The organism is Deinococcus metallilatus (genome assembly GCF_004758605.1).
Taxonomy (GTDB): domain Bacteria; phylum Deinococcota; class Deinococci; order Deinococcales; family Deinococcaceae; genus Deinococcus; species Deinococcus metallilatus.
This window is the reverse complement of sequence record NZ_CP038512.1, coordinates 2538836-2564162: the sequence shown is the minus strand read 5'-3', so window position 1 is coordinate 2564162 and position 25327 is coordinate 2538836. Positions and strand designations below refer to the sequence as shown.

Here is a 25327-nt window from a genome sequence, read left to right as displayed (position 1 = left end):
TGAGCAAACCATGAGTCCAGCGGGAAAGGTTGCCCCGTAGCGATGGTCGCGCTTGCCTGGGTACGGTGAATGGAGTAACCAAGGAGGTATCCCATGAAAAAGATCCTTGCCGTGGCCGCCCTCGGAACCGTCGCCCTCAGCTCGTGCAGCATCTTCGGCACCCGCAGCGCCGCCGTGTCGGGGCAGTTGCGCGGCTTCAGCCCCAACCAGAACCTCGGCCTGGCGGTGGTGGGCTACAACAACGGCCAGTACACCGCTGTGGGGACCGAACCCCAGGTGATCGACAAGTTCCTGTCGGGCGGCTACACCCTGGCCCTGCCCCGCAACGTGCCCTACGGCACCTATCGCGTGATCGTCTTCCGCGACGCCAACAATGACGGCCGCTTCAACACCGGGGACGTGGTCCTCAGCCGCGACAACGGCAAATTGCTGGTGTACGCTGGGCGCGACAACCAGTTCTTCAGCGGCACCAAGTACGGCTGGAACATCTACAACGGCACGCCCGACATCCAGACCACCATCCTGAACAACTACGACCTCGACGCCATCAACCCGCAGTAAGCGCGGCGGCGAGACGGAGGAGGCTTACGGGCCTCCTTCTTCTTTTGGGCGGTCAGCCGTCAGCCCTTGGGAAAGCTAACGGCTGACTGCCGCCTCCACTCCTGCCCGGAGGCGCGCCAGCTCCGTCTCATCCAGCACGGGCGCCCCCGCGTCTGGCGCCACATCCGGCAGCGGCACCCAGCTCACGCAGCCGAGCATTTCCGGCGTTTCCGTCAGCACCAGTGGTTCCCGCAGTGGGCGTACCCGCAGCAGCAGCGCGTGGACCCAGGGGCGGCCCCGGTAGTGAAAGCGCCGCTCGATGGCCCCCGCCGTCAGCGCCTGGTACGGCTCCAGCGCCAGTGCCTGTTCCAGCGACTCGACCTTATGGACTGCCACGACCTCCGCCAGCGCCGGAAGCACGAGGCGGCCCGGCTGGGGATCGTCGCGCAGCAGCGGCAGAAAGTCCGGCCGCAGCTCGGCGGGGTTCTGGTGCAGGAAGGTCGGGTAGAGGAGGAATTCGCGGTGTTCGACCTCGAAACCGGCGTGCGTCTCCATGATGCCGCCCTTGCGGATCAGGAGGGCCGTCTCGCCCGAGGTGAGCGCCTGACACTGGGTATCCCATTCTTTGAGGGCGGAGGAGGTCATGGGGAGAGGGTAGCGCGGGGAGAGAGGGGGTAGAGGAGGCCGCTCCAGCCTTCCGCTTCTTCTGTACTTGGAGATGTTTATAGCTACAAAAGTGTTAAGGGTAGGCTGTAAGGTTCGACTGGGATGCTGTCAGCATTGACGATGTCGCGTGGCCTAGTGTTGACCCTGAAGAAGCGGAAGAGGCCGCCACCGTACTCAACCGCGTGGCTACTCCGGCTTACCGCGCCCAGAACGGTGAACGCCGTCAGGCCGTGACCGGGAAGACCGAGGGGGCCGTCTCCTGACCATCATCCTCACCCGGCGCGGCGACCTTTTTCGGGTCGTCACCGCCCGTGAAGCCAATGCGAGCGAGCGCCGCGCTTACCGGAGATGACCCCCATGAGTGAGTTCACCATCATTACCGATATGAGCCAGATTCCCGCCTTTACCAGCGAAGCCGAGGAGGCGGAGTTTTGGGGCACGCACTCCCTGGCCGAACACCTGCTCAGCCGAGAACACACCAACACTGACCTTTTGCTCCCCACCCGCCCCCGCAAGTCCCGCCCCACCAGCATCCGCCTCGGCACCGATCTGGAACGGAGATTGTGCCACCTCGCAGAGCTGAAAGGTACCTCCTACCAGACACTCCTCAAGGAGTTCGTGCTGGAAAGAGTGTACGAGGAAGAGAAGCGGCTGGGGGTAATTTGACTTGGCTGGTTCAGGCCCCGATCCGCACCGTCTGCTGCAAGGCATCCATCGCAACCGAGCAGGATTACCAGTTGATGCTTATGCCAACACTGCCGCCCACTTTTCCAGTATTGGGCCTGACGTTCACGTTGAAGTTGATATTCCAGCGGGGGTCGAGGATGGACTGTGGGACGCCGCTGATACTGTATGTGGCACTCCCCCAGTCTGTCGTAGGAGAGTAGTTGAGGGAGACACTCTGATTCACTGTTTTAGTGGGTGCAACGGTATAAGGGACCTGCGCCAGCACCTTCCCTTCGGTATTGCTGATAGTGATGGTGCCGCTATGCGCTCCGTTGGCTATGAGCGTCACGCTTTGGGGGCTGTAGGCGGCAAGACTCAAGGGAGAGTCGGTACTCCCTCGCATCGCCAAGCGTGGGTCACTGAATTTCAATAGGACTTCTGCATTCACCTCGCTGAAGAGCGTAATAACTAGCGTTCCGACCGTGTATCCGCTTGGAAGGCGAGTTTCCAGGCGATTGGGTTGCACAAGAATCTTCTGAGCAACTTCGTACTTGAGGGGCTGTCCTGGCGTTACGGTAATTTTGACTCCGGGCGCTATGATTTGTGCGCTCGCATCTCCGAGAAGGCTAAGGAGTAACAGTAAGATTTTTTTCATGACTTCCTATGAGAGCAGGACGAGCTATACTCGTCCTGCTCAAGCTGGGCCTGTTATGAAATTATGTCCCGCGACCCCCTGCGGCTCTCAGGAAGCAGGAGTGAAGGTGCCGTTCACTGTGAACTTGATGGTCACAGTGGCACCAGCGGGCACGTTGGCATTGCTGCTGAGGGTTACCCTGAAGATCAGGTTCCCGGTGGCCCCAGCGCCGATAGTTGCCGAGCTGGTCCCCGTGCCGTCAACGTTAGCAACATAAGTAGCACCGTCGGTGGTGGTGGCGGTGGCAGTGGCGTCAATGCTGTTGGCACTCGTGTTCTGAACGGGAATGTTGACGGTGTAAGTCGCGCCGGGCTTCATCTGACCGACAGGCAGGGTAACCTGGCTCTCGTCAATAGTAAAGCTCACGCCATCACCGATGCTACCACTGGCTATCACGTCAGCGCTTGCGTGATCATAATCAGTTTGGGTGGAGTTAATGGCAAGGACAGGGCTAGAGAGGATGAGGGCGGCCAGCAGGGAAGCAACTTTACGCATAAAACACTCCTTTGTGAAGCTGGTTCTCACAACGAAAACCGGTACTCATAGTGCTAGTGAGAGAGGCTTTTCTGGGAAGCGGAACACCGGCATCTCTTCCCTGATAGGTAGACGATCCATAAGACCGACCTCATCTCCTCGCTTCGTCAGAGTACTACACATAAAATGGAGAAAAATCACTCACAGAATTCTTACTGCGGGTGTTGGTAGGAGCAAAGGGGGTCGTCTCTGGGGAAGAGTTCACCCTCTGCGACAAGGGGAGCGGGAGTACGTGGGAAACATGACCTATGTCTCACCCGTGAGCTACTCGAGGGTTGTACATAGCGAAGGACGCAGCCATTGAGACTGCGCCCTGTTGTTATATGGCGTTTACCAAGTGGTCGGTGCGGTGGCCGCAGGACCTTGCAGGGCTTGGCCATCGAAGTAGTAGTACTGGCCGTTGCTGCTCTGCGTCAAAGCGTGACTGGCGTTGGCATCAGAGTAAACCTTGCAGGACGTAACCGACGGGGGAAGGGTCATGCCCAGACCAGCAGCCGTGGCTCCGGTACCAGGAGCAGTAGCGCAATTCACCGCAGTCGCCGCAGTGGTACCGGAGAGCGGCTGACTGTTGGCGCGGAGAGATTCCGCTTGCGTCACTGCGTTCCGTGCAATGCTCTGAGCAGCGCTGTTGTTCGCCGCCTTGCGCGCGTTCAGCAGGTTCGGAATCAAAACCGCCGCCAGAATCCCGATAATCGCAATCACGATCAGCAGCTCGATGAGGGTAAAGCCCTGGGTTCCGTTCTTCATGTTCTCTCCTCGGTGGCCGTCGGGTTAAAGGAATCGGGAGAAGGTCCCTCGGGCCGCTTATAGCGCTGGCAGGTGCGGGTATCTCCCGTCCTTGCTGGCATCACGGTATTCAGGAATGCCTAACAGGACTCTTACGGTATGGGCAGGCGGCGGGGGTATTGGGGGAATATGCCGGAGCCTCACAGTTCACCTTCCTGGTTAGGCTAGACTAGGCCAGAAGAGGTGAATCATGCAGACGGTGAACCTGTACGACGCCAAGAACCAGTTCAGCAAACTCGTTGATGCTGTCGAGGGCGGCGAAGTGGTGGTAATCGCCCGTAACGGCAAACCGGCGGCCAAGCTCGTGCCCCTGTCGTATGGCGAACGGACCGAGTGGAGCGGGGATGTTCAGCGATTTATGCAGGGCGGCGAGTATGACCCCGAGGCGTTCGAGGTGGACCGCAATGATGTTCTGCCCGCGCCAGAGCGGGACCTGTTCTGATGCGTTACCTGCTGGATACGAATACCGTCAGCGACTTTTTTAAGCGGCATCCGCAGGTCATGTCGCGCTTTCAGCGGATGCCCCCTGCGTGGTTGGCCGTCAGTACGGTCACGATGATGGAAATCGAGTATGGCTTCGAGCGGAAGCCTGCCGCCCGCGAGAAATTCGGTGAGGTCTGGGCGGCGCTGCTCGGTGATCTTCACGTATTGCCCTACGATGCACACGACGCTGCTCATACGGCCCGCCTCCGTGCCCACCTCGCTGCCATTGGCAAACCCATTGGGCCGTTTGACCTTCAACTCGCGGGTGTGGCTCTCGCCCGCCACCTGACACTCGTCACGCACAACACTGCCGAGTTCACGCGCGTCCCCGACCTGCTGGTAGAAGACTGGTGGCAGCTTCTTCCTTGAAGGTAAGGCAGTGCTGGCTTGTAAGGCAGGAGGCCCGATGAAACGCGCCACACTGACGAGTAAGGGACAGGTCACGATTCCCGCCGAGATTCGCGAGGCATTGCATCTGCAAGCCGGGGATCGGCTGATTCTGAGCCTCACGGAAAACGGCTTTACGGCGTCGGTGGAACGTACGCCGAAGGTGGAGGACGTGCGCGGGATTTTCAAACACGCGGCCCGGCCCGGCACCACTCGCGCTGAAGAACGCGCCGCCGTTGAGGAAGCGGTGGCAAGGAAGTATGGCCTTTGAGAGTCGTGATTGATGCCAATGTCATTCTGCGTTTCGTGCTGGAGGACCACCCGGACCTGACTGCCCGCGCCTCCGCCCTGTTTGATCGTGCGGCGGGTGGGGAAGTCCAGCTCATCATTCCGCCCGCCATTCTCGCGGAGTGCTTTTACGCCCTGAAGTCCTTTTACAAGCTGCCCCGTGCAGAAATAGCAGGCGGCCTGCTGAAAGTGCTGGCCCTACCGGGGGTGGGCGCGCTGGAAGAACAGGCGGTGACGGAGGCCCTGCGGCTGCTGAAGGAACAGAGCGTGGATTTCGCCGATGCCTACCTTGCGGCTCTGGGCCGGACGCTGGCCCTGCCGGTGGCGAGCTTTGACAGCGACCTGCGAAAACTGGGCGCGGACGTGCTGGACGACTGATCCCCCGCAGGGGGCTACCCCCCCCGTCACCTGTCAGCCTCCTGACAGGCGGCAGTGGTATGATGCGCGGCAGTTCGGCCCGGTTTCCCCTGGGCGAATGGGGCGACCCGTCTTCATCACTGGCCCCCACTCCACTTCACCCTCTGCACGCGCGGCGCGCCCCGACTTGTTCGGGCGGCGCTTTCCTGCCGCGTGCGCGAAAGGCCCTGCATGGAACTGACACCGCGCGTTCCCCCGCACAGCAACGACGCCGAGATCAGCGTTCTGGGGAGCATCCTGCTCGACAACGACACGCTGACCGGCCTGGGCGACACGCTGGCCCCCGAGATGTTCTACCGCGAAGGCCACCGCAAGATTTTCAGCGGCATGCGCGCCCTTCAGGAACGCGGCGAACCCGTGGACCTGGTGACCCTCAGCGAGCATCTGCGCGTGCAGGGGCAGCTCGACGAGGTGGGCGGTCTAACCTACCTGATCGGCCTGTCGGATCAGGTGCCGACCGCCGCCTACGCCGAACACTACGCGCGCATCGTGCAGGAAAAGCACACGCTGCGCCAGCTCATCAGCGCGTCGGGGAGGGCGATGCAGCTCGCCTACGACGGGCAACTGCCGCTGGAAGACCTGCTCGACCGCGCCGAGAAGATGATCTTCGAGGTGGCCGAGCAGAAGAAGAAGGGCGAGGCCTTCCAGGCGATGGGCGAGGTGGTCCACGACACCTTCGAGTACATCACCCTGCTGCACCAGAACAAGGGCATCCCCGACGGCGTGAGCAGCGGCTTCCGCGACCTCGACGAGCAGATTTCGGGCTTGCAGAAGGGGAGTTTGAACGTTCTGGCGGCCCGGCCTTCGATGGGCAAGTGCGTGACGGCGGGCACCCTGATCGACGTGCCGGGGACCGGGGAGCGAATCACGGTGGAGACGTTCGTGCGGCGGCAACTGCCGACCGTCCTGAGCGTGACTCCGGACGGCACGGTGCGCGAGTCGCGCGTCGGTGCGTGGATTGACAGCGGCGTGAAGGCCGTGCGCCGCGTCACGACGCGCACGGGCCGCGTGGTGGAAACGACCCCTCACCACCCCTTCCTGGGCGTGGACGGCTGGACGCCCCTCTATGACCTGAAGGTCGGGGACCGGATCGCCGTGCCGCGTGCGGTCCCGGTTTTCGGGCAGCAGGATGCCCTCAGCCCGGAGCGTGTGCGCCTCCTCGCCTACCTGCTGGCCGAAGGGGGCCTGACGCAGAGTAGCCCCCGCTGGACGAATGCCGACCCCGTCCTGGTGGAGGACTTCCGCGCGTGCCTCGCCGCCGAGTTTCCGGAAGTGGAGATGGCCGCCGACGCGCGGACGGGCAATGATTACCGCCTCAGCCGCCGCTGGCAGCCGGGAGAGCGCAAGGACCGTCCGAACCCTCTGACCGGGTGGCTCCGCGAACTCGGGGTATCGGGCCAACACGCCGATGCCAAACAGGTTCCGTCGGTGGTCTGGACCCTCACCCGCCCATCTCTCGCCGCCTTCCTCCGCGTGCTGCTGAGTTGCGACGGGACGATCTACGCGCTGGCTGGGAAGGCCCGCATCGAGTTCACGGTGGCGAGTGAGGCGTTGGCCCGCGACGTACATCACGCGCTGGTGCGCTTCGGCATCGTGAGCAAGCTGTGGCGCAAGGGGGAGCGTTCCTGGCGGGTGGAGATCACCGACCCACGCAGCGTGGCGGATTACCAGACGCAGATCGGGTGGCTGGGGGAGAAGGCGGAACGTCGCATTCCCGTCAGTGCCGGAACCCGCAGCAACGTCGGCCACCCGCCTGCCGGAGCCTGGGTGCATGTGCGGCGGGCGGCGGGTGAACGGGGGCTGAGTTTGATGGCCCTCGCCCGCGCCGCCGGGGAGAAGACCGAATCCGGCTTCAATGCCCACACCCGGCGCAGCCTCCCGCAGTCTCGCGCTGCCCGTTACGCCGCCGTCCTGGACGACCCCCACCTCACCCTGTTGGGCAGTGACGCGCTGTACTGGGACGATATCGTTCAGATTGAGGACGTGGGCGAGCGGCAGGTGTACGACCTGACGGTGCCGGGGGACGCGAACTTCATCGCCGCCGACATCTGCCTGCACAACACGGCCTTCGCCCTCTCTATCGCCCAGAATGTCGCCCTGCGCGGCGAGAAGACGGTGGCGGTCTTCAGCCTGGAAATGCCCTCGGTGCAGCTCGCCCTCCGCATGCTATGCAGCGAGGCGCGGGTGGACATGAATCGTATCCGGAGCGGCCAGCTCAACGAGCGCGACTTCGAGCGCCTGGCCCACGCCGCGGGCCGCCTGGCCGACGCGCCGATGGTGATCGACGACGAGCCGGACCTGACGCTGAATGCCCTGCGCAGCAAGCTCCGGCGCATCGCGGCGCAGCACGGGCAGCTGGGGCTGGTGGTGATCGATTACCTGCAACTGATGTCGGGCGGCAAGAGCAGTGGCGGCAGCGACAACCGCCAGCAGGAGATCAGCACCATTTCGCGCGGTTTGAAGGGCCTGGCACGTGAAATGGAAGTGCCGATTATTGTTCTGAGTCAGCTCAGCCGTGCTGTAGAACAGCGGCCGAATCATAGACCGATGCTCTCTGATTTGAGAGAATCAGGTGCGATTGAACAGGATGCAGATATTGTGATGTTTATTTACCGCGACGAGTATTACAACAAGGAAACCGATCAGCAGGGCATCGCCGAGATCATTATCGGCAAGCAGCGCAACGGCCCGGTCGGCACGGTCAAATTGCAGTTCCACAGCGCGCACGTCCGCTTCAACGACCTCGCGCCGGAGGGCGTCTGATGCCGGAGGACGTGAAGGTGGCTGCTGGCGGCGCGGGCGGGCAACGGCGGCGTCGGCGTCGGCGGGGACGCACACCGGGCCAGAACAGCACCCCAGCCCCCGGTCAGGTGTCGAACGCGACGAGTGTGCCCATTCCCGCCCCGCCCAGCAAGCGCGGGCAGAAGCGGGGGCGCCCGCTGGCCGACCCGCGCATCGGCGTGGGCTGCATCGTCCTGCGTGGCGACGAGATTCTGCTGGTGCGCGAGCGGGGCCGCTGGTCGCTGCCGAAAGGCGGCCTGGAGGCCGGAGAACTGGTGCAGGAGGGTGCCCGCCGCGAAACCTACGAGGAAACCGGGCTGGTGGTGGAGCTGCGCGATCTGGCCTTTATCGTGGAGTTCCAGGCGGAAACCTGGGGGCACCACCTCCAGTTCTTCTACACGGGGCGGGAGGTGGGCGGCACGCTGGCCCCCCGCGACCCCGACCGCGACGTGCAGGAGGCCCGCTTCGTCCCCATCCGGCAGTTGCGCGAGTTCATCCGCTTCCGGCCCCGTCTGGTCGCCCTCGAAACCTGGCTGCGCGAGCGGCGGCCCCGGCATTTCGTGTTCAACCTGGACAAGGAACCCGCCATGCTCCGCAAGCGGCGGCGGGTGGGCGTGGGTGCGGTCCAGCCCGACTTGCAGGACGAGCCGACCGACGAGGTGGACCTCTAGTTCCGGCGGCCTGGCAAAAGGAACGTGCTGCACGGCGAGGAGGCGACACGCCCCGCCTTCTTCTGCTATCATCAGAATATGAAGCAGGCGTTACGTAATAAGTCCCTCCGTCCGGGGGACGCTGTCTATCCCGTCAGCGGACGCGGGTACGCCCACGTCTGCCCCTCCTGCGGTCAGCCGCTGACCCTCTACGACCTGCGCGACGGCGACCAGGCCTACTGGTGCGACCCCTGTGGCAAGGGCCACCGCGCGGGCGATCCGCCGACCGAGGCTCTGCGGCCTCTTCCCAACGCGGGTTGAGCCGTTGGACCGTTAGACGGTTCGACCTTTAGACTGCCCCGAGGGGCGCTATGCTGGGGGTATGACTGCGGCCTCCACCCTTTCCTTTGGCAGCGGGCCGGTGCTCACTGGACAGGTCATCGCGGTGACCGGCGCGGACCAGGGGTATGGCCGGACGATCAGCGCCGCGCTGGCCCGGGCGGGCGCGAGCGTGGTCCTGATCGGCGGAAACAGCGAGTCGCTGGCCGTCGCCGCCAGCGGGCTGGAACTCGCGGGTGGCACTGCCATCCCCATCAAGGCCGACGTGGGCGTGCCGCTCGACTGGCTCAGCGCACAGAACCGCATTCTGGAGATTTTCGGGGCGCTGCACGGCATCGTTCATCTGGCCGACAAGCGCGCGCATACCAACTTCACGCTGCTGAGTGAGAGCGAGTGGATGGAACTGTTCAACTGCAACGTGAAGAGCAGCGTCGCCATCGCCCAGATCGTGCGCCGCCGCCTGGTCGGGACCTGGCTGACCCTGGTCGGCCCCCATCTGGACGAGGCGGGCCTTCAGGTGTACCCCCAGCGGGGGGCGCTGCGCGGCCTGGTCGAACATGCCCACGACGAGGACCTGCGCGTGAATCTGATCCTGCCCTCGCGCGCGAGCAGCGGTGACGAGGCCCTGGACCGTCCGCTGGCCGACGCGGTGCTGGCCCTCGCCACGCCCGCCCTCGCCCACCTGCGGGGCAACGTGCTGGAAGTGCCCCTGCCGTCCGTTCCCAGGCTGCGCGTCACGGAAGTGAATGCCCGTTGAAGTGTCCCTACTGCTCCGCCCCCGACTCCAAGGTCGTCAATTCGCGCCCCAGTGACGACGGGGCCAGCATCCGCCGCCGCCGCGAGTGCCTGCGCTGCGCCCGGCGGTTCACCACCTACGAACGCGCGCAACTCGAACCGCTGATGGTGGTCAAGCGCGGCGGCCAGCGCGAGGCCTTCAACCCCGACAAACTGCTGCGCGGCCTGACCCTCGCCACCGAGAAACGCCCGGTGGACCCCGAGTTGCTGCGCGCCTTCGCCTACGGCTTCGAGGACGAGGTGGGGGCGTCCGAGATCGGGAGCGAGGAGATCGGCCGCCGCGCGATGACCTTTTTGCGCCCCCTGGACGACGTGGCCTACATCCGCTTCGCCAGCGTCTACCGCGATTTTGACAGCCTGGAGCGGTTTATCGAGGAGATTCGGGGGCTGAAGGCGGAAGGTGACGGCTAGGACAGCTTGAAACGGCGGTCCTGGTAGAAGGCGTTCGTCGGCATCTTCACGAGTTCCCGCGTGTTGTGGAAGCCCAGCGACCGGTAGAAGGCCAGTTGCCCCGGTCCGTCGTCGGTCAGCAGCACCATCTGCATCACCTGGGCGTACCGTTCCAGCACGGCTTCCAGCAGGGCGCGACCCACGCCCCGGCGTTGCCCGTCCGGGCGCACCAGGATGTCCTGCACATACAGAATGCTCACATCGTCCGTGACGCCCCGCACCAGGCCGAGCAACTCGCCCGCCTTATCCCGCGCGGTCCAAACAAAACCCGACTGCCGGACGGCGCGGGCCAGCGCCTCCGGATCGCGGGTGTAGCTCGTCCAACCGACCGACGCATACAGGGCCAGCAGTTCAGGAAGGTCGGGCAGCGGGCCGGAGAGGACGGTGAAGGTCACCCGTCCAGCCTGAGGCCTGGCCCCCAGCGGCACATCCGCCAAAGAGCGCAGTTACACCCGCTCGATGATCGTCGCCGTCGCCATCCCGTGCCCGATGCACATGACCTGAAGGCCCAGCGTGCCCCCGGTGGCCTCCAGCCCGGCGAGCATCTTGGCAGTCAGGCCCGCCCCGCTCGCGCCCAGTGGGTGCCCGTGCGCGATGGCCCCGCCCCAGGGATTCACCTTCGCGGGGTCGGCGCCCAGTTCGCGCATCCAGGCCAGGACGACCGATGCGAAGGCCTCGTTGATCTCGATCCAGTCGAGGTCCGCGAGGGTCAGGCCGCTCCTGGCCAGCGCCTTGCGGGTGGCGGGAATGACACCCATCAATTGCAGCGTGGGGTCGTCACCCACGGCGACACGGGCACGGAACCGGGCACGGGGGCGCAGGCCGTCCGCGAGGGCCGCTTCCCGGTCCCCCACCAGCACGGCCGCCGCACCGTCGCTGATCTGGCTGGCGTTCCCGGCGGTCACGGCGCCGTTCTCGCGGAAGGCCGGTTTCAGGGCTGCCATCTTCTCCGGGGAAATCTGCTCCCTGATGCCCTCGTCGTAGGACAGGGTAAAGGCTTCACCCTCCGCGTTCAGGCCGGGCGCGGGGAGCAGCTCCGCGTGGAGAGCGCGGCTGGCAGCGGCGTGGCGGTGACTCTCGGCGGAATAGGCGTCGAGGTCGGCGCGGGTCAGCCCCCAGCGGTCCGCGATCCGCTCGGCGCTCTCGCCCTGGTGAATCAGGTCCACCTTGCCCAGCAGTTCGGGGTTCAGCCGCTCGAAGCCGCCGCCGATGTCGCTGAACATGGGCGCGCGGGTCATGGATTCTACGCCGCCGCCCACCGCGTAGGTCTGATCGCCCGCGTCCACCCCCTGCGCGGCGAAGTGAATCGCCTGCTGCCCACTGCCGCACATACGGTTGAGGCTGACCGCCGGGACCTCCACGGGAAAGCCCGCCATCATCACCGCCAGCCGTCCGATGTTCGCGCCCTGCTCGCCCGCCTGCGTCACCGCCCCCGTCACCACGTCCTCCACCCGGGCGGGGTCAAGTCCGGCGCGGTCCATCAGGCCATTCAGGGTGAAGGCCAGCAGCGCGTCGGGCCTCACCTCGCGGTACGCGCCCCCGCGTCGGGCATAGGGCGTGCGGACGGCTTCCAGAATCACGGATTCGCTCATTCAAAGCTCCTGTTGGCTGAACCGCTCGCGCAGCTCGCGTTTGAGAATCTTGCCCGCCGTGTTGCGCGGCAGCGACTCTACGAAATGCACCCGCTTGGGCACCTTGAAGCCCGCCAGGCTGGTGCGGGCGTGATCGCAGAGTTCGTCGGGCGTCGCCGACTGCCCCGGCTTCAGCACCACGACGGCTGTGACGGCCTCCACCCAGCGGTCGTCGGGGAGGGCGATCACCGCCACCTCGGAGACGGCGGGGTGGGTGTAGAGGGCTTCTTCCACCTCGCGCCCGGCCACCAGCACGCCGCCCGTGTTGATCACGTCCTTCACCCGGTCCACCACGTACAGGTAGCCGCCCTCGTCCAGCACTCCCAGGTCGCCCGAGTGGAACCAGCCGCCCCGGAAGGCTTCCTCCGTCGCCTCCGGCTTGTCCCAGTAGCCCACCAGCAGGTGCGGCGAACGGTGGACGATCTCGCCGGGTTGGCCGGGGGGCAGGTCTTGCATGTTCTCGTCCACCACGCGCGTCTCCACGTTCAGCACCGGGCGGCCCGCCGATGATGGGCGCTCGGCGTGTTCGTGCGGGGCCAGGACGGTGGCGAGGGGGGCCAGTTCGCTCTGGCCGTAGCAGTTGTAGAAGCCCGCCTGCGGCAGCCGCGCCATGATCTCCGTCAGCACGGGCGTGGGCATGATGGACGCCCCGTAGTACAGCTTCCGCAGGCTGGAGAGGTCGCGGGTCTGGAAGTCGGGATGGCGCAGCAGACTCACCCACACCGTAGGCGGCGCGAAAAAGGACGTGACCTTCAGCCGCTCCATCAGTTCCAGCGTGGGTTCGGCGGCGGGCGCGGGGATCAGGTGGATGGTCGCGCCCACCAGCAGTTGCGGCATCAGCATCACGTGCATCTGCGCCGAGTGGTAGAGCGGCAGGGCGGCCAGCACCACGTCCTCCTCACGGAAATCCAGCGCGACGATGCTGCTGAGGTATTCGGAGTGCAAGGCGGCGTGCGTCATCATCGCGCCCTTTGGGGCTGCCGTCGTGCCGGACGTGTACAGCAGTTGCGCGAGGGCGGAGGCATCCAGTTCGACTTCGGGCGGGGTGACTGGCCGCGCCTCATCCTTTGCCCAGGTCAGCACGTCCGCCTCACTCCCGCCGTGAAAGGTGCCGACGAGGGCCAGGTCCAGATCAGCGCGCGCCTCATTCAGCGCGTCCGTCAGAGCCGGGTCCGTGAATGCTGCCCGCGCCCCCGACTGCCGCAGGATGTACTCCAGTTCCGAGCGGCGCAGCGCGTAGTTCACCGGGACGTGAACCAGGCCCGCGCGTGTGCAGGCCAGCCACAACAGCGCGTAGGCGTCGCTGTTCTGCCCGAAGGCGGCCACCCGTTCGCCCGGTTGCAGGCCCGCCTCGATCAGGGCGTGGGCGACACGGTTGGCGGCGGCGTCCAGTTCGGCATACGTCCACTCCCGGCCCCCGAAGGTCAGCGCCAGCTTGTGCGGTTGGCGGCGCACCGAGCGGTGCAGGGCGTCCCCGAGGGTGTCGCGGGCGGCCCGCCTGGCCTCTGCTCCCGCCGCACCGCTCATCTTGGGGCCATCCTGATCGCGCCGTCCAGGCGGATCGTCTCGCCGTTCAGCATGGGATTCTCGAAAATCTGCCGCACCAGCGCGGCGTACTCTTCTGGGCGGCCCAGCCGGGACGGGAAGGGCACCTGCGCGCCCAGCGACGCCTGCACCTCCTCCGGCAACCCGGCCAGCATCGGCGTCTCGAAGATGCCCGGCGCAATCGTCACCACGCGGACACCGCTGCGGGAGAGGTCGCGGGCAATGGGTAGAGTCATGCCCGCCACGCCCGCCTTGCTCGCCGCGTAGGCCGCCTGGCCCACCTGCCCGTCGAAGGCCGCGACAGAAGCGGTATTCACGATCACGCCGCGCTCGCCTTCCCCGTTCGGCGCGTTGTCCAGCATGGCCTGGGCAGCCAGGCGCACCACGTTGAAGGTGCCGATCAGGTTCACGCGCACCACGCGCTCGAAGAGGTCCAGCGGGTGCGGCCCGCGTTTCCCGGCGGTGGTCGTCGCGCTTGCCACGCCCGCGCAGTTCACCGCGCCGTGCAGCCCGCCGAAGCGTTCCCGCGCCGCGTCGATGGCCGCCGTCACCTCGGTCTCGCTCGTCACGTCCGTCCGCTGAAAAAGGCCGCCCAGTTCGCGGGCCAGGGCTTCCCCGGCCTCCGCGTTCAGGTCGAGCAGGACGGGGTGCCCGCCCGCCTGCGCCACCATCCGCGCCGTCCCCGCCCCCAGTCCGGACGCGCCGCCCGTGATCAAGACCGTCTTGCCGCTCAGGTTCATGCATCCTCCCTTGCGCTGTACTGGTGAAGTCCCGTCCTTTGTAGCACCTTCCCGCAACAAAAACCCCCGCGCCTCGGCGGGGGCTTGTGCTTCTCTGGCTGATCATTAAGGGCTGAAAGCTGTCCGCTTCCCCTTATCTGCGCCTCAGCCAGTATTGAACTGTCCCCACCACGCCCCGGCGGAAGAACAGCACCACCAGCACGAACACCAGCCCGGTCACGATGCCGACCGGCAGGTTGGCGGTCGTCAGGGTGTCGCGCAGCAGCAGCACCAGGCCCGCGCCGATCACCGGCCCGAAGAGGGTGGTGGTGCCGCCCAGCAGCGTCATCATCACGACCTCGCCGGAGGTGCGCCAGTTCAGCACGTCCAGGCTGACCACGCCGTGCGCGAAGGTGAACATGCTCCCCGCCAGGCCCGCCAGCGCCGCGCTGATCAGGAACGCCGTGAACTTGAAACGGGTGGGGTTGTAGCCAATGCTCTGCGCCCGTTGCTCGTTGTCGCGCACCGCCTGGAGTGCCTGCCCGAAGGGACTGCGGACCGTGCGGTACGCGACATAGAAGCCGATGGCAAACAGCACCAGGCAGAAGTAGTAGCGGGTGGTCGAGTCGCTGAAGTCCAGCCCCAGGAAGCTGGGCCGCGCGAAGCCCTGGAGGCCGTTCTCACCCCCGGTCACGTCCGTCCATTGCAGCGCCACGAACGAGATCATCTGCGCGAAGGCCAGCGTGATCATGCTGAAGTAGATGCCGATGGAGCGCACGCTCAGGTAGCCGATGGGGACGGCGATCAGGAGGGCTGAGGCCGTGCCTCCCAGCATGGCGACCGGCACACTCTGCCCGTGCGACAGCAAAAAGGCCGTCACGTAGGCACTGGTGCCCCAGAAGGCGGCATGCCCAAAGCTCAGCAGGCCGCTGAAGCCGAAGAGCAGGTCGAAAGCGACGGCAAAAAGGCCCCAGGCCAGGATGTCCAGCGCCAGGACCGGGTAGATCAGCCGGGGCAGGATCAGCAGCACGATCCCCAGGCCGATCAGCCAGGCGGCGCGCGTCATCCGCTGGCGGTCCGTCCGGGCGGCCGTGCGGGGAAGGACGGTCACTTCGCCCCCTCCGGCAGCCCGAAGAGGCCACTGGGCCGCACCAGCAGCACCAGCGCCATCAGGATAAAGACCAGCGTGTTCGCAATCGGCGGGTAGAGCGCCGAACCGACCGCGGCCAGCACCCCAACCGCGAAGCCGGTGATGACGCTCCCCAGGATGCTGCCCAGCCCGCCGATCACCACCACCGCGAAGGTCGTGATGATCAGTTCGGCGCCCATGTACGGCTCGACCGAGTAGATCGGCGCCGCCAGCACCCCGGCGAGGCCCGCCAGACCCACGCCGACGCCAAACACACCCGTCACCCACTTGCTCACATTGATGCCGAAAGCCCGCGTGACGGTGGGATTCTCGGTGCTGGCGCGGATGATCGCACCCACCCGCGTCTTCTCGATGATGAACCATGTCAGCAGGCAGATCACCAGGCTCAGCACGATCACGAACAGGCGGTACTTCGGGAAGACCACGAAGCCCAGGTTCACCACTCCGGCCAGCGCGGCGGGCGGCGTGTAGGGCGCGCTCGACACCGCGTAGTGCGAGAGCATGAACTGTTTGACGAGGTCCTGCGTCAGCAGGGTCAGCCCGAAGGTGAGCAGCAGGTTGTAACTGGGGTCCAGCCCGTACAGCCGCGAGAGCAGCGTCCGCTCCAGCACCATGCCCAGCAGCCCCACCAGGATCGGCGCCAGGATCAGGCTGGGCCAGAACCCCAGCCCGAAGGCCTGCCCCAGCGCGAACGCCGTGAACGCGCCCAGCATGTACAGCGCCCCGTGCATGAAGTTCACGATCCGCAGCATCCCGAAGATCACCGCGAGGCCCAGGCTGAGCAGCGCGTAAAAGGCCCCGTTCACCAGCCCGTTGAACACCTGAATCAGAAGAAGTTGCGTATTCATAATGGGTCTAAAGGTCGAAGGTCAAACCGTCCAACGGCGCCGGGAAGACCGGCGGTTAGACCTTGAGACGGTTTGACCCTCAGAACCTCCTCACATCTTGCACTTGCTCTCGGACAGCGGCATAAAGGCCTTGGCGGCGGGAATGGTGGACACGCGGGTGAAGATGTCGCCCGCTTCCTTGGCCTGCGCCTTGGGCTTGACCTGCACGGTATGCACGTCGAGGATCACGCGGTGGTCCTGCGGGCGGATGGTGGCGTTGCGGGCGAAGAAGTCGTCGAAGGAGTAGCCTTCGAGCGCCTTGACGACCGCGTCGCTGTCGTCGGTCTTGGCGCGGGCGACCGCCTGGAGGTAGGTCATGGTGGCGCTGTAGACCCCGGCCTGCGCCCAGGTGGGCTTCTTGCCGAAGGCTTTCTCGAACTTCGCGGCCCACACCCGGCTGCGGGCGTCCAGGTTCCAGAACCACGGCACCGTCGCGATGGCCCCGGCGAAAGCGTCCTGACCGAGCGCCGCCACGTCCGTCTCGAACAGCAGGCCGATCCCCAGCCCGATGCCCTGGTTCTTCAGGCCGAACTCGTTGTACTGCTTGACCACGTTCACCAGGTCCGCCCCGGCCTGCATGGTGCCGAAGATCTTGGGCTTGAGGCCCTGCGCCTTGAGCAGATAGCTGGAGAAGTCGGTGTTGGGGAAGGGCGTCGCGTCGCTGGGGGCGACCAGCTTCCCGCCGTTTTCCTGAATGGCCGCCGTCATCTGGCGGTTGAGGTCCTGCCCGAAGGCGTAGTTGGGGTAGATGATGTACCAGGTCTTGCCGCCGCGCTTGGTGACGGCGCTCCCCGTCCCGTTGGCGAGCATGTAGTTGTCGTAGGCGTAGTGGAAGGTGTACTTGTTGCACTTCTCGTTGGTCAGGGCGGTGGTGCCGCCGGTCACGACCATCGCCACGACCTTCTTGTTCTTGGCGACCTCGCTGGCGGCCAGCGCGGCGCTGGAGGTCGGCATGTCCACCAGCATGTCCACGTTCTGACGGTCGATCATCTCGGCGGCCTTGTTGCTCGCCACGTCCGCCTTGTTCTGGTGGTCCACGCCGATGACCTGCACCTTGCCGCGGAAGGCGGGGTTGGCGGCCATGAAGTCGTCGGCGGCCATCTGCGCGGCCTTCACGCTGCCCTGGCCGGAGAGTTCGGAGTACACGCCGGAGAGGTCGGTGAGGACGCCCACCTTCACCACGTTGTCCGAGAGCTTCACGCTCTGCGCGAGGGCGCCCGTCACGGCGGCGAGGGCGGCGGTGGCGACGAGGGCGGACAGGGTCTTCTTCTGCATGTGATTCCTCCAGAGGGGAGTGGGAGTTAAACGCTCAGATAACGCAACAGGTCGGCGCGGCGGGCTTCCACCTCGTCCGCGCGGACCTCGTCCACCACGTGCCCGTCCACGAACACGTAATGGCGGTCGGCCAGCCGGGTGGCGAATTTGAGGTTCTGTTCGACCAGGATCACGCTCAGCCCCTCGCGGCGCAGCGTCTGGAGCATGTCCCCGATGCGCTGCACGATCACGGGCGCGAGGCCCTCGCTGGGTTCGTCGAGCAGGAGGAGTTTGGGACCGCTCCGCAGCACGCGCACGATGGCGAGCATCTGCTGCTCACCGCCCGAGAGCTTGCTGCCGGGGTGCTGGCCGCGTTCGCGCAGCACCGGGAACGCCTCGAAGGCGCGTTCGGTACTCCACCCGCCGGGCCTCGCCGGGGGCAGTTCCAGATTCTCGCGCACCGTCAGGCTGCTCAGAATCGCACGTTCCTCCGGCACCCAGGCCAGGCCACGCGCGGCGACGCGGTTGCTGGGCAGCCGGGTGATGTCCTGGCCGCCGAAGGTGATGTGCCCGGTGCGGCTTCTCAGCACGCCCATGATGCTTTTGAGGGTGGTGGTCTTGCCCGCGCCGTTGCGCCCGATCAGGCTGACCACCTCGCCGGGCATCACGTGCAGGTTGACGCCGTGCAGCACGTGGCTCTGCCCGTAGTAGGCGTTCAGGTCGCGGACTTCGAGCAGCGGGGCCGTTTGCGGGGTGGCGTGGGCAGGGGAGACGGCGGGCGCGGTCATGCGTGCGCCTCCTCGCCCAGATACGCCTCGATCACGCGCGGGTCCCGGCGCACCTCGTCATAGCGGCCGCTCGCCAGCACCTGCCCGTATTGCAGGACGGTGATGCGGTCGGCCAGTTCGGAGACGACGCTCATATTGTGTTCGACCAGCACGACGGTGCGCCCCCGCGCCACCTGCCGGACCAGCGCGATCACGCGATTGATCCCCTCGGACCCCATGCCGCTGGTCGGCTCGTCGAGCAGCAGCACACGCGGCTCCTGCGTCAGCGAAATGCCGATCTCCAGTTGCCGCTTCTCGCCGTGGCTGAGGTCCGCCGCCAGCCGGTCGGGGGCGTCCCCCAGGCCCACGTCCGCCAGAATCTGGTCGGCGCGGGGCCCCAGGTGTTCCAGCCGCGAGAGGGGTGTCCAGAACTGCTTCGGCAAGTTTGTCGGGGATTCCAGGGCGACCAGCAGGTTCTCCCGCACCGTCAGGCTGGGAAAGACGCTGCTGATCTGAAACGACCGGCTGAGGCCCCGCCGCACGATGGCGTGCGGCGGCAGCGTGTCGATGCGCTCCCCGAACAGGGCGACCTCGCCGCTGGTGGGGCGCAGAAAGCCCGACAGCAGGTTGAAGAGTGTGGTTTTTCCGGCCCCGTTCGGGCCGATGATCGCGTGAATCTCCCCCTCACGGATTTGCAGGTTCACGTCGTTGGTGGCGCGAAACCCCCGGAAGTCCTTCACGAGATGGCGCGCTTCCAGGGCAGTTGCCGCTGTCACGGCCTCACGCCGGACCTGCCTCCCGGGCTACGAATGGACAAATCTCTGGGCATCCTCCCCCCTTTCCCGCGTTCAGTTGTGGTGCAGGGAGGAGTCTAGCAAGGGCCGGTCACAGTCGCGTTACGGCGCCGGGGGTGTCTTACCCAGCGTGCAGCGCCCGCCACTCCCGGAAGGTGACCGGGAAAAGTGGCTCGGCCAGTTGGGCCATCGCCCGCGCGAAGAGGCGGGTTTCATATTGCGCGCCCTCGTGGTCGCGCAGTTCGAGGAAGTGCAGCAGCGAACGCACGTTGAATGTGTAATACGATTCGGTATACAGACTCAGCGGCAGCACTCCCCGCGCCTGCTCGCGCGTCACGCCCAGGCGCAGCAATTCCTGGTACGCCCCGAAAGCCTGGTGCCAGGCTTCCTCCCACACGCGCGCCGCTTCCGCCTGATCGAGCGTGCCGTCGTCCTCCACACTGGCCTGACGGTTGGAGGGGGCCTGCTTGCGGAACGAGGGCGGGGTGAAGTTGCGCTCCTGCATTTCGACATAACGGCCAGAGATTTCATTTTTTGAGACGCCGACTCTGTGCCTGACCATCTGCCGGTCTACAAAAATCGGGCAGACGATCTTGAAGGTAATCAGATTATGTTCAAAAGGACTGCCATGCTGATGCCGCAGCAGGTAGCGAATGAGTTTCTCGTCGCGTTCGTTGAGGGGGGCGTCGGAATCTCCACCGAAGGAAACTCTGGCCGCGTTCGTAATCATCTTGTCGTCGCCCACGCTCTGCACGAGGCTGACGCTGCCCAGGCCGTCGCCCAGGGGGTAGAGGGTAAGTGGGGAGGCGTCTGTGGCAGTCATCGGGGATAGCTTAACGCCCGCCCCCGGCAAGTGGGACGGGCGGTGATTCGGGTCCGGGTGGGGGGGAGGAGCGGCCCGGCCCACCCGGCGTGGTGGGTCAGAAGGAGGACCTCAGCGGCGGCCAGCGTGGACGCGCACCGGGACATGTTGCAGGCCAGGCCGCTCCTGCCGGGCAGCCAGCAGCAGCGACAGGGCGATCACCAGTCCGGCAAACAGAAGGGCCATGCACCAGTCTCGCAGGCGGGGTCTGACAGAAGGTTGACAGCCGTGTTCAGGGGGCGGGCAGGTCAAGCTGCATCAGTTGGACCTCTCCGTCCCCGGTCCTCAGGCGGGTGAGGGGTGTGAATCCGGCCTTCGCATAGGCACGGACGGCACGGGTGTTGGCGGGGCTGGGGTCGATCAGCACGCGGCGCAGGGCGGGCCGCTCGGCTTGCAGGTGTGCGAGGAACGCCTGAATCACCGCCGCCCCCAGGCCCCGCCCGGTCAGGTCCGCTTCACCGATCAGCAGGTCCACGCCCCACGTCTCGCCTTCGGGGGCGACCCACCGCGCGAACTCGTGGCCTGGCGTCACGCGCTCCCGCTGGATGAAGCCCGCCGCGCGCCCGTCCACCCGGAACACGAAGCCGGGCACGTCCCGCCCCACTCGGAAGTAGTGCGCCCGCACCGCGTCTGCCGTCCGCTCGCCGTCGTCCCAGAAGGCGCGGACGTGCCCCTCTTGCAGCCAGCGGTGCAGCAGCGGCAGGTGCGCGGGCGCGAGCGGTTCAAACGAGATGGGCATCTGGAAGGTCCACTCCCGCCGCTGCCAGTGCCGCCCGGAACTGCTCGGGGGTGACGGGCAGGACGCTCAGGCGGGTGCCCTTGCGTGTCAGCGGCGAGTCCTGCCACTCCGGGAGCGTCCGCAGCGTGTCCAGCGGCAGCACGGCCGGGAAGGCCAGGACCGGGGCCACGTCCACCATGCTCCAGCGGGGGTTATCCGGCGTGCTTTTCGGGTCGTAATACGGACTGTCCGGGTCGAATTGCAGGTTGTCCGGGTACGCTGCCCGGACCACCCGCGCCACGCCCGCCACGCCGGTCGGCCCCACTCTGGAGTGCCGGGCATTCGAGTGGTAGAAGAGGCAGAGGTCGCCTGCCCGCATCTCCCGCAGGAAATTGCGCGCCTGGTAATTCCGCACGCCGTTCCACGGTTCGCGCCCCACGCGCACGAGGTCGAGATAGCCGAACACGTCGGGTTCGGATTTGAGGAGCCAGTGGCGCGGCGGGGAGGGGGGCATGGGGGAGAGGGTAGCGTGCTGGCGGCCCCTCCGTGCCCTCCGGCACCCTGTCTCATCCGGGGCCGCTCTACACTTCTGGCGTGCGCCCCCTGCCCTGGCTTCCCGTGCTGCTGCTGCTCGCGCTGGCAGCCTACCTGCTGCCGGAGTGGCGCCCCGCGCCGCCGGTGGCGGCCGTGCCCTCCCCGCCCCCCGTCACGCAGACCCTCCCCAACCAGCTTCCCGCCAGCACCCGCGAGCTGTTCACGCGCTCCCGCCCGGCGGCCGTGCGGGTGGAGAGCCTGAACCCCAGCAAGGGCGAGGAGGGCATCGGCACCGGCTTTTTCATCTCGGAGACGGGCCAGGTACTGACGGCGTACCACGTGGTGGGCACCGGCAAGCTGTTTCAGGTGCAGACGCTCTCGGGCCGCCTGCTGCCCGCCCGCGTGACCGCCTACGACGCGCAGGCCGACCTGGCGCTGCTCCAGGTGCAGGGGCACGGGCCTTTTCCCGTGCTGAAGCTGGCGACCCGCCCGCCGCGCGTGGGCGAGACGGTGCTCGCCATCGGCAACAGCGGCGGCGACTTCCTGCAACCGCGCCGGGGGCAACTGCTGCGGCTGGGGGCGGAGGCGGGCCGCGCCGACTTCCCGCAGGGCACGCTGGAGATGACAGCCCCCCTCGCGCCCGGCGACAGCGGCGGGCCGATCATCGACGGGAACGGGCAGGCCATCGGCGTGGTCAGTTACATCCGGGTGGACGACAGCGGCCAGACCCGCACCAGCTACGCCGTGCCCGTCACCGAGGGCAACGCCCTGATCACGGCGCTGCGGGCGGGCAAGCAGCGGGACGTGCCGGTGGTCGGGCTGGTGCTGGACGTGGTCCACAGCGGGATGACGGACCCCCCCGGCGGCGTCGTCCGCCGGATCGCGCGGAACAGTCCCGCCGCCCGTGCGGGCCTGCGGGGCGCCACCTTCGACGAGAACGACAACCTCACCGCTCTGGGCGACATCATCACCCGTGTGAACGGTCAGCGCACCCGCGATGCCAACGACGTCATCAGCGCTATCCGCCGCGCTGGCGTGGGCGACACCATCACCCTGGGGTATGTGCGGGACGGCCAGGAGCGCGAGACGCAGATCACTCTGGTGGGGCAGCGCAGCGTCCCGGACCTGAACGAGTGATCACCCGCCTCCCCGCCCCACCTCACCTGCCCGGCGCACCCTGAAGGCATGTCACGCGCCTTTGTGAAGGAAGATGGAGGCGAACGCTGGACCCCGCCCGGCACGCCCCACGCCTACCGCCTGATCTGGCCGGGCGTGAACGGCCCCGAAACCGTCCACCAGACCGACGACCTGCTGGACGCCCTGCGCTGGCTGGCGGCCCGCGACCGTCCCGGCTTCGAGTTGCGCGGCCAGGATGGGGTGCTGCTGGCCCTGCTCGCGGCGTAGGGCTTGTGGCCTGTGGCTGGTCGCCTGTAGAGAAGGTGGGAGACGCATTTTCTGTTTCCCACCTTCCTCTTTTTTCCACACGCCACAAGCCACGCGCTACAAGCCCCCTACCATCCGCCTTCCAGCGTGATCCTCGCCGTCCCCGCCAGGCTCTGCCCCGGCGTGAGCGTCCGCATGTCGGTGCCGCTCACGCCCCGCGCGGCGAGGTTGAAGGCGTCGGTCGCGTGGGTGACGGGTTCCAGCGCGAGGCTGCCGTCCGGCGCGGTGAAGACCACCAGATGCGAGTACACGGGGTCGGCGGTGAGCGTTAATGTCCGCTTGCCCCAGTCCAGCCGGGCCAGTCCGTCCCAGGCGGTGTAGGCACGGTCGAGCTGCCGTGCGCCGATCCGGGAAGGCGCCCGGTAGTCCTCGTCCGGGTGGACCGGGTGTGCGCCGCCGGTCGGCAGTTGCCGTTCGTCCGTGTCGTAGGCGAGGGCCGCGCCGAAGCTGAGGCAGGGGTCCACGCCGTCCTGAAGGCGGGTGAAGTAGGGGTGCAGGCCCATCCCGGCGGGCATCTCGCTGCTGTCCACGTTGGTCAGCGTCACGCTGGTGTCGAGGTGGGGGCCGTGCAGGATGTACTCCACCCGCGCGGTGAAGGCCCAAGGCCAGTTCATGTCGTTGAAGTGGCGGCTGTCGAAGTTGCAGCTGAGGTGCCGCTCGCTGACCCGCGTGACCTGCCAGGGCCGGTTCCGCACGTCGCCATGCTGGGCGAGGCCGTCTTTGGTGGTGGGCCGCAGCTCCACCTCGCGCCCCTCAAAGGTGAAACGTGCGTCCCGGATGCGATTGGAGTACGGCAGCAGCGTGAAGCTGGCGCATTGGCTGCTGGTCTTCACGTCATCCAAGTTCACGTGCCGCAGCACCGGGCGACCCGACGCCGCCCGCAGGTTCAGCACGCTCGCGCCGATCTGTGGCAGCACCTCCAGCGTCAGGTGTTCGTTGGCGACGCGCTCGACCTGCCAAGTCATTTGCTCCCCCTGGCCCGCGCCGCCTCGTACAACAGGATGCCCGCCGCGACCGAGGCGTTGAGGCTCTGCACCTGGCCGCGCGTGGGGATGCGGACCAGGGCGTCGCATTTCTCGCGCACCAGGCGGCGCAGGCCCTCGCCCTCGGCGCCGATCACCAGGGCGACCTTGCCGCTGAGGTCGGTGCGGCCCAGGTCCTGCGCGGCCTCGCCCGCCGCGCCGTAGACCCACACCCCCTCTTCCTTGAGCTGGTCGATCAGGCGCGGGAGGTTCTTCGTCTGCGCGACCGGCAGATAACTCGTCGCGCCCGCGGCCGTCTTGGCGACCACCGGGGAGAGGGGCGCGCTGCGGCGTTCCTCCACCACGACGCCGTGCGCGCCCAGCACCTCGGCCGAGCGGATGATCGCGCCGAAGTTGCGGGGGTCGGTGATGCCGTCGAGCAGCACGATCAGCAGGTCCTCCCCGCGTGCCTCGGCCCGGTCGAGAATGTCGTCCACAGCCGCCCAGGCGAGGTCTTCCACTTCCGCGATCACGCCCTGATGCTGCGTGGTCCCCGCGATCTGATCGAGTTCGATGCGCGGGGCGAATTTCACCCGCACGTCAAATGCTTTCAGGTCGCGCACGAACGCCTCCTCGACGCCGCGCGCGACCAGCACCTCCGTCACGCGCCCGTCCCTGAGGGCTTCCAGCACCGGATTCCGTCCGTACAGCAACATGGGGGCAGTCTAGAGCACTTGCCAAAATGCCCACGGTCCAAAATGCTCACGGTATTCTGGCCGAGCGAAGCGAGTGAGTTTGGCTGAGGATTTGGGAAGATGGAAGCGTCGGCGGTGCAGTTCCGAACACGCTGGAATCTGGACAAATCCTCTAACGGCGCGTCACGCCCACTCGTCCTCTTCGCGGGGCGGCTTCGGGAGCGTCGTGTAGATCGCCGGATCGCTGGGGTTGCTCGCCGCGATCAGCCGTTCGACCTCGTCCACGTCCGGCTCGGCCAGCACGCGCACGAAGTCGGACGCGCTCAGCACCGTCTCGCGCACCGGCCAGCCGCGTGCCTGTGTCCAGCGGGTCAGGTCCGCGAGCGCCTGCGCGCCTGCCGGGCCATACGCCGGGCCGAAGGCCGCCGCCGTGATGATCGCCTCTGCCTCCCCGCCGAACGTCAGCAGGGCCGCGTACCGCGCCTGAAGCCGCTCGCCCTGCCGGTCGGTGATCAGGATCAGCCGTCCGTCCGCCGCGCCTGTGTCCTCCAGACGCGCGAGGACGGCGTGGAGCGTTTCCAGCGGTGCTCCCGGGACTCCGAACGGCTCAGCGATGTGCATGGGCGTCAGTGTAAGGGAAGCGTTCAGCTTTCGGCGGTCAGCTCTCAGCGCAGGACTTATGCGGTTCAGAAAAGAGAGCGTGTGAACCGGTGTTTTCCCCCCTCCCCCCTTGCGGGGGACTGGCACAGCTCGCCCCGCGAGAGGCCGGGTGGGGGTGAATGTACATGACCTCCCAGAGCTCCTTTTCCTCAAATCCCCCGATATTCCAAGCGAGAATCTCGCGGAAGTCCTGGGCTTTGTTCCTGTTGATGGCTGAAGGCTGACCGCTC

Annotated in this window: 32 protein-coding genes; 13 read left to right on the top strand and 19 right to left on the bottom strand. The window is 66.6% G+C overall.

Translation table 11 applies throughout. The features are described 5' to 3' along the window. Window positions 1-93 precede the first annotated feature (93 nt). Complete coding sequence (locus E5F05_RS18475; protein WP_129120105.1) at window positions 94-561, top strand: hypothetical protein; 468 nt, start codon at window positions 94-96, stop codon at window positions 559-561. Between the two features lie 75 nt (window positions 562-636). Here the strand turns inward: E5F05_RS18475 and E5F05_RS18470 are convergent, their stop codons facing one another. Beyond that, the gene (locus E5F05_RS18470) at window positions 637-1185 is read right to left on the bottom strand and encodes a DUF1802 family protein (protein WP_129120104.1); all 549 of its coding nucleotides are present in this window, start codon (window positions 1183-1185) and stop codon (window positions 637-639) included. 378 nt (window positions 1186-1563) lie between these two features. Between E5F05_RS18470 and E5F05_RS18465 the strand changes: the two genes are divergently transcribed. Then, the gene (locus E5F05_RS18465) at window positions 1564-1872 is read left to right on the top strand and encodes a CopG family antitoxin (protein ID WP_129120103.1); all 309 of its coding nucleotides are present in this window, start codon (window positions 1564-1566) and stop codon (window positions 1870-1872) included. Between the two features lie 64 nt (window positions 1873-1936). Here the strand turns inward: E5F05_RS18465 and E5F05_RS18460 are convergent, their stop codons facing one another. The 3 genes from E5F05_RS18460 to E5F05_RS18450 form a co-directional block, all read right to left on the bottom strand. Further along, on the bottom strand, window positions 1937-2527 hold the full coding sequence (locus E5F05_RS18460) for a hypothetical protein (RefSeq protein WP_129120102.1): 591 nt from the start codon (window positions 2525-2527) through the stop codon (window positions 1937-1939). A gap of 87 nt (window positions 2528-2614) precedes the next feature. Beyond that, entirely contained in the window at window positions 2615-3061 is a 447-nt protein-coding gene (locus E5F05_RS18455) for a hypothetical protein (RefSeq protein ID WP_129120101.1), read from the bottom strand. Between the two features lie 369 nt (window positions 3062-3430). Then, window positions 3431-3847, bottom strand: a complete 417-nt coding sequence (locus tag E5F05_RS18450; RefSeq protein ID WP_129120100.1) for a type II secretion system protein — start codon at window positions 3845-3847, stop codon at window positions 3431-3433. A gap of 229 nt (window positions 3848-4076) precedes the next feature. Between E5F05_RS18450 and E5F05_RS18445 the strand changes: the two genes are divergently transcribed. The 9 genes from E5F05_RS18445 (at window position 4077) to nrdR (ending at window position 10437) form a co-directional block, all read left to right on the top strand. Next, the gene (locus tag E5F05_RS18445; protein ID WP_129120099.1) at window positions 4077-4328 is read left to right on the top strand and encodes a type II toxin-antitoxin system Phd/YefM family antitoxin; all 252 of its coding nucleotides are present in this window, start codon (window positions 4077-4079) and stop codon (window positions 4326-4328) included. Next, window positions 4328-4738, top strand: a complete 411-nt coding sequence (locus E5F05_RS18440) for a PIN domain-containing protein (protein ID WP_129120098.1) — start codon at window positions 4328-4330, stop codon at window positions 4736-4738. Before E5F05_RS18445 ends, E5F05_RS18440 begins: the two co-directional genes overlap by 1 nt. A gap of 37 nt (window positions 4739-4775) precedes the next feature. Beyond that, window positions 4776-5027 (top strand): AbrB/MazE/SpoVT family DNA-binding domain-containing protein, encoded by a 252-nt coding sequence (locus tag E5F05_RS18435; protein WP_129120097.1) that lies wholly within the window; start codon window positions 4776-4778, stop codon window positions 5025-5027. Between the two features lie 5 nt (window positions 5028-5032). After that, window positions 5033-5422 (top strand): type II toxin-antitoxin system VapC family toxin, encoded by a 390-nt coding sequence (locus E5F05_RS18430; protein WP_164973551.1) that lies wholly within the window; start codon window positions 5033-5035, stop codon window positions 5420-5422. A 210-nt stretch (window positions 5423-5632) separates the two neighbouring features. Further along, window positions 5633-8224 carry a replicative DNA helicase gene (dnaB, locus tag E5F05_RS18425; RefSeq protein ID WP_129120095.1) on the top strand — a complete coding sequence of 864 codons (2592 nt, stop codon included), beginning with the start codon at window positions 5633-5635 and terminating at the stop codon, window positions 8222-8224. Next, entirely contained in the window at window positions 8224-8913 is a 690-nt protein-coding gene (locus E5F05_RS18420) for an NUDIX hydrolase (protein ID WP_129120094.1), read from the top strand. The genes dnaB and E5F05_RS18420 overlap by 1 nt, the downstream gene beginning before the upstream one ends. A 78-nt stretch (window positions 8914-8991) precedes the next feature. Then, window positions 8992-9213: a hypothetical protein gene (locus E5F05_RS18415; RefSeq protein ID WP_129120093.1), complete on the top strand. Its 222-nt coding sequence runs from the start codon at window positions 8992-8994 to the stop codon at window positions 9211-9213. Between the two features lie 61 nt (window positions 9214-9274). Further along, complete coding sequence (locus E5F05_RS18410) at window positions 9275-9988, top strand: SDR family NAD(P)-dependent oxidoreductase (RefSeq protein WP_129120092.1); 714 nt, start codon at window positions 9275-9277, stop codon at window positions 9986-9988. Next, the gene (nrdR, locus tag E5F05_RS18405; protein WP_129120091.1) at window positions 9985-10437 is read left to right on the top strand and encodes a transcriptional regulator NrdR; all 453 of its coding nucleotides are present in this window, start codon (window positions 9985-9987) and stop codon (window positions 10435-10437) included. The genes E5F05_RS18410 and nrdR overlap by 4 nt, the downstream gene beginning before the upstream one ends. Here the strand turns inward: nrdR and E5F05_RS18400 are convergent. From E5F05_RS18400 to E5F05_RS18345, 12 genes are all read right to left on the bottom strand, one after another. Then, window positions 10434-10871: a GNAT family N-acetyltransferase gene (locus E5F05_RS18400; protein ID WP_129120090.1), complete on the bottom strand. Its 438-nt coding sequence runs from the start codon at window positions 10869-10871 to the stop codon at window positions 10434-10436. The genes nrdR and E5F05_RS18400 overlap by 4 nt on opposite strands. Window positions 10872-10922: 51 nt before the next feature. Then, window positions 10923-12068 (bottom strand): thiolase family protein, encoded by a 1146-nt coding sequence (locus tag E5F05_RS18395; protein WP_129120089.1) that lies wholly within the window; start codon window positions 12066-12068, stop codon window positions 10923-10925. Further along, on the bottom strand, window positions 12069-13634 hold the full coding sequence (locus E5F05_RS18390; RefSeq protein WP_129120088.1) for an acyl-CoA synthetase: 1566 nt from the start codon (window positions 13632-13634) through the stop codon (window positions 12069-12071). Further along, entirely contained in the window at window positions 13631-14392 is a 762-nt protein-coding gene (locus E5F05_RS18385) for a 3-hydroxyacyl-CoA dehydrogenase (protein WP_129120087.1), read from the bottom strand. Before E5F05_RS18385 ends, E5F05_RS18390 begins: the two co-directional genes overlap by 4 nt. Before the next feature lie 133 nt (window positions 14393-14525). Beyond that, a complete protein-coding gene (locus E5F05_RS18380) occupies window positions 14526-15482 on the bottom strand; it encodes a branched-chain amino acid ABC transporter permease (protein WP_129120086.1) in 957 nt (318 codons plus the stop codon). Next, window positions 15479-16369, bottom strand: a complete 891-nt coding sequence (locus E5F05_RS18375; RefSeq protein WP_129120085.1) for a branched-chain amino acid ABC transporter permease — start codon at window positions 16367-16369, stop codon at window positions 15479-15481. The genes E5F05_RS18380 and E5F05_RS18375 overlap by 4 nt, the downstream gene beginning before the upstream one ends. A gap of 90 nt (window positions 16370-16459) precedes the next feature. Then, on the bottom strand, window positions 16460-17683 hold the full coding sequence (locus E5F05_RS18370; protein ID WP_129120084.1) for an ABC transporter substrate-binding protein: 1224 nt from the start codon (window positions 17681-17683) through the stop codon (window positions 16460-16462). A gap of 26 nt (window positions 17684-17709) precedes the next feature. Then, the gene (locus E5F05_RS18365) at window positions 17710-18450 is read right to left on the bottom strand and encodes an ABC transporter ATP-binding protein (RefSeq protein WP_129120083.1); all 741 of its coding nucleotides are present in this window, start codon (window positions 18448-18450) and stop codon (window positions 17710-17712) included. Beyond that, complete coding sequence (locus tag E5F05_RS18360; RefSeq protein ID WP_129120082.1) at window positions 18447-19205, bottom strand: ABC transporter ATP-binding protein; 759 nt, start codon at window positions 19203-19205, stop codon at window positions 18447-18449. Before E5F05_RS18360 ends, E5F05_RS18365 begins: the two co-directional genes overlap by 4 nt. A gap of 139 nt (window positions 19206-19344) precedes the next feature. Next, window positions 19345-20046, bottom strand: coding sequence for an FAD-dependent thymidylate synthase (gene thyX, locus E5F05_RS18355; RefSeq protein WP_129120081.1), 702 nt, complete (start codon window positions 20044-20046; stop codon window positions 19345-19347). Between the two features lie 271 nt (window positions 20047-20317). Further along, complete coding sequence (locus E5F05_RS18350; protein WP_129120080.1) at window positions 20318-20824, bottom strand: GNAT family N-acetyltransferase; 507 nt, start codon at window positions 20822-20824, stop codon at window positions 20318-20320. Next, window positions 20808-21317 carry an EVE domain-containing protein gene (locus tag E5F05_RS18345; RefSeq protein WP_129120079.1) on the bottom strand — a complete coding sequence of 170 codons (510 nt, stop codon included), beginning with the start codon at window positions 21315-21317 and terminating at the stop codon, window positions 20808-20810. Before E5F05_RS18345 ends, E5F05_RS18350 begins: the two co-directional genes overlap by 17 nt. 80 nt (window positions 21318-21397) lie before the next feature. On the opposite strand from E5F05_RS18345, the gene E5F05_RS18340 reads away from it, so the two are divergent. Both E5F05_RS18340 and E5F05_RS18335 read left to right on the top strand, forming a co-directional pair. Further along, entirely contained in the window at window positions 21398-22474 is a 1077-nt protein-coding gene (locus tag E5F05_RS18340; protein ID WP_164973550.1) for a S1C family serine protease, read from the top strand. A 48-nt stretch (window positions 22475-22522) separates the two neighbouring features. Next, complete coding sequence (locus E5F05_RS18335; RefSeq protein ID WP_129120077.1) at window positions 22523-22741, top strand: hypothetical protein; 219 nt, start codon at window positions 22523-22525, stop codon at window positions 22739-22741. A gap of 107 nt (window positions 22742-22848) precedes the next feature. Here the strand turns inward: E5F05_RS18335 and E5F05_RS18330 are convergent, their stop codons facing one another. The 3 genes from E5F05_RS18330 to E5F05_RS18320 all read right to left on the bottom strand — a co-directional run bounded on the left by E5F05_RS18330 (window position 22849) and on the right by E5F05_RS18320 (window position 25058). Next, entirely contained in the window at window positions 22849-23745 is an 897-nt protein-coding gene (locus E5F05_RS18330) for an aldose 1-epimerase (protein WP_129120076.1), read from the bottom strand. After that, complete coding sequence (gene rlmB, locus E5F05_RS18325) at window positions 23742-24458, bottom strand: 23S rRNA (guanosine(2251)-2'-O)-methyltransferase RlmB (RefSeq protein WP_129120075.1); 717 nt, start codon at window positions 24456-24458, stop codon at window positions 23742-23744. Before rlmB ends, E5F05_RS18330 begins: the two co-directional genes overlap by 4 nt. Before the next feature lie 162 nt (window positions 24459-24620). Further along, entirely contained in the window at window positions 24621-25058 is a 438-nt protein-coding gene (locus E5F05_RS18320; protein WP_129120074.1) for a DUF3197 domain-containing protein, read from the bottom strand. Between the last annotated feature and the right edge of the window lie 269 nt (window positions 25059-25327).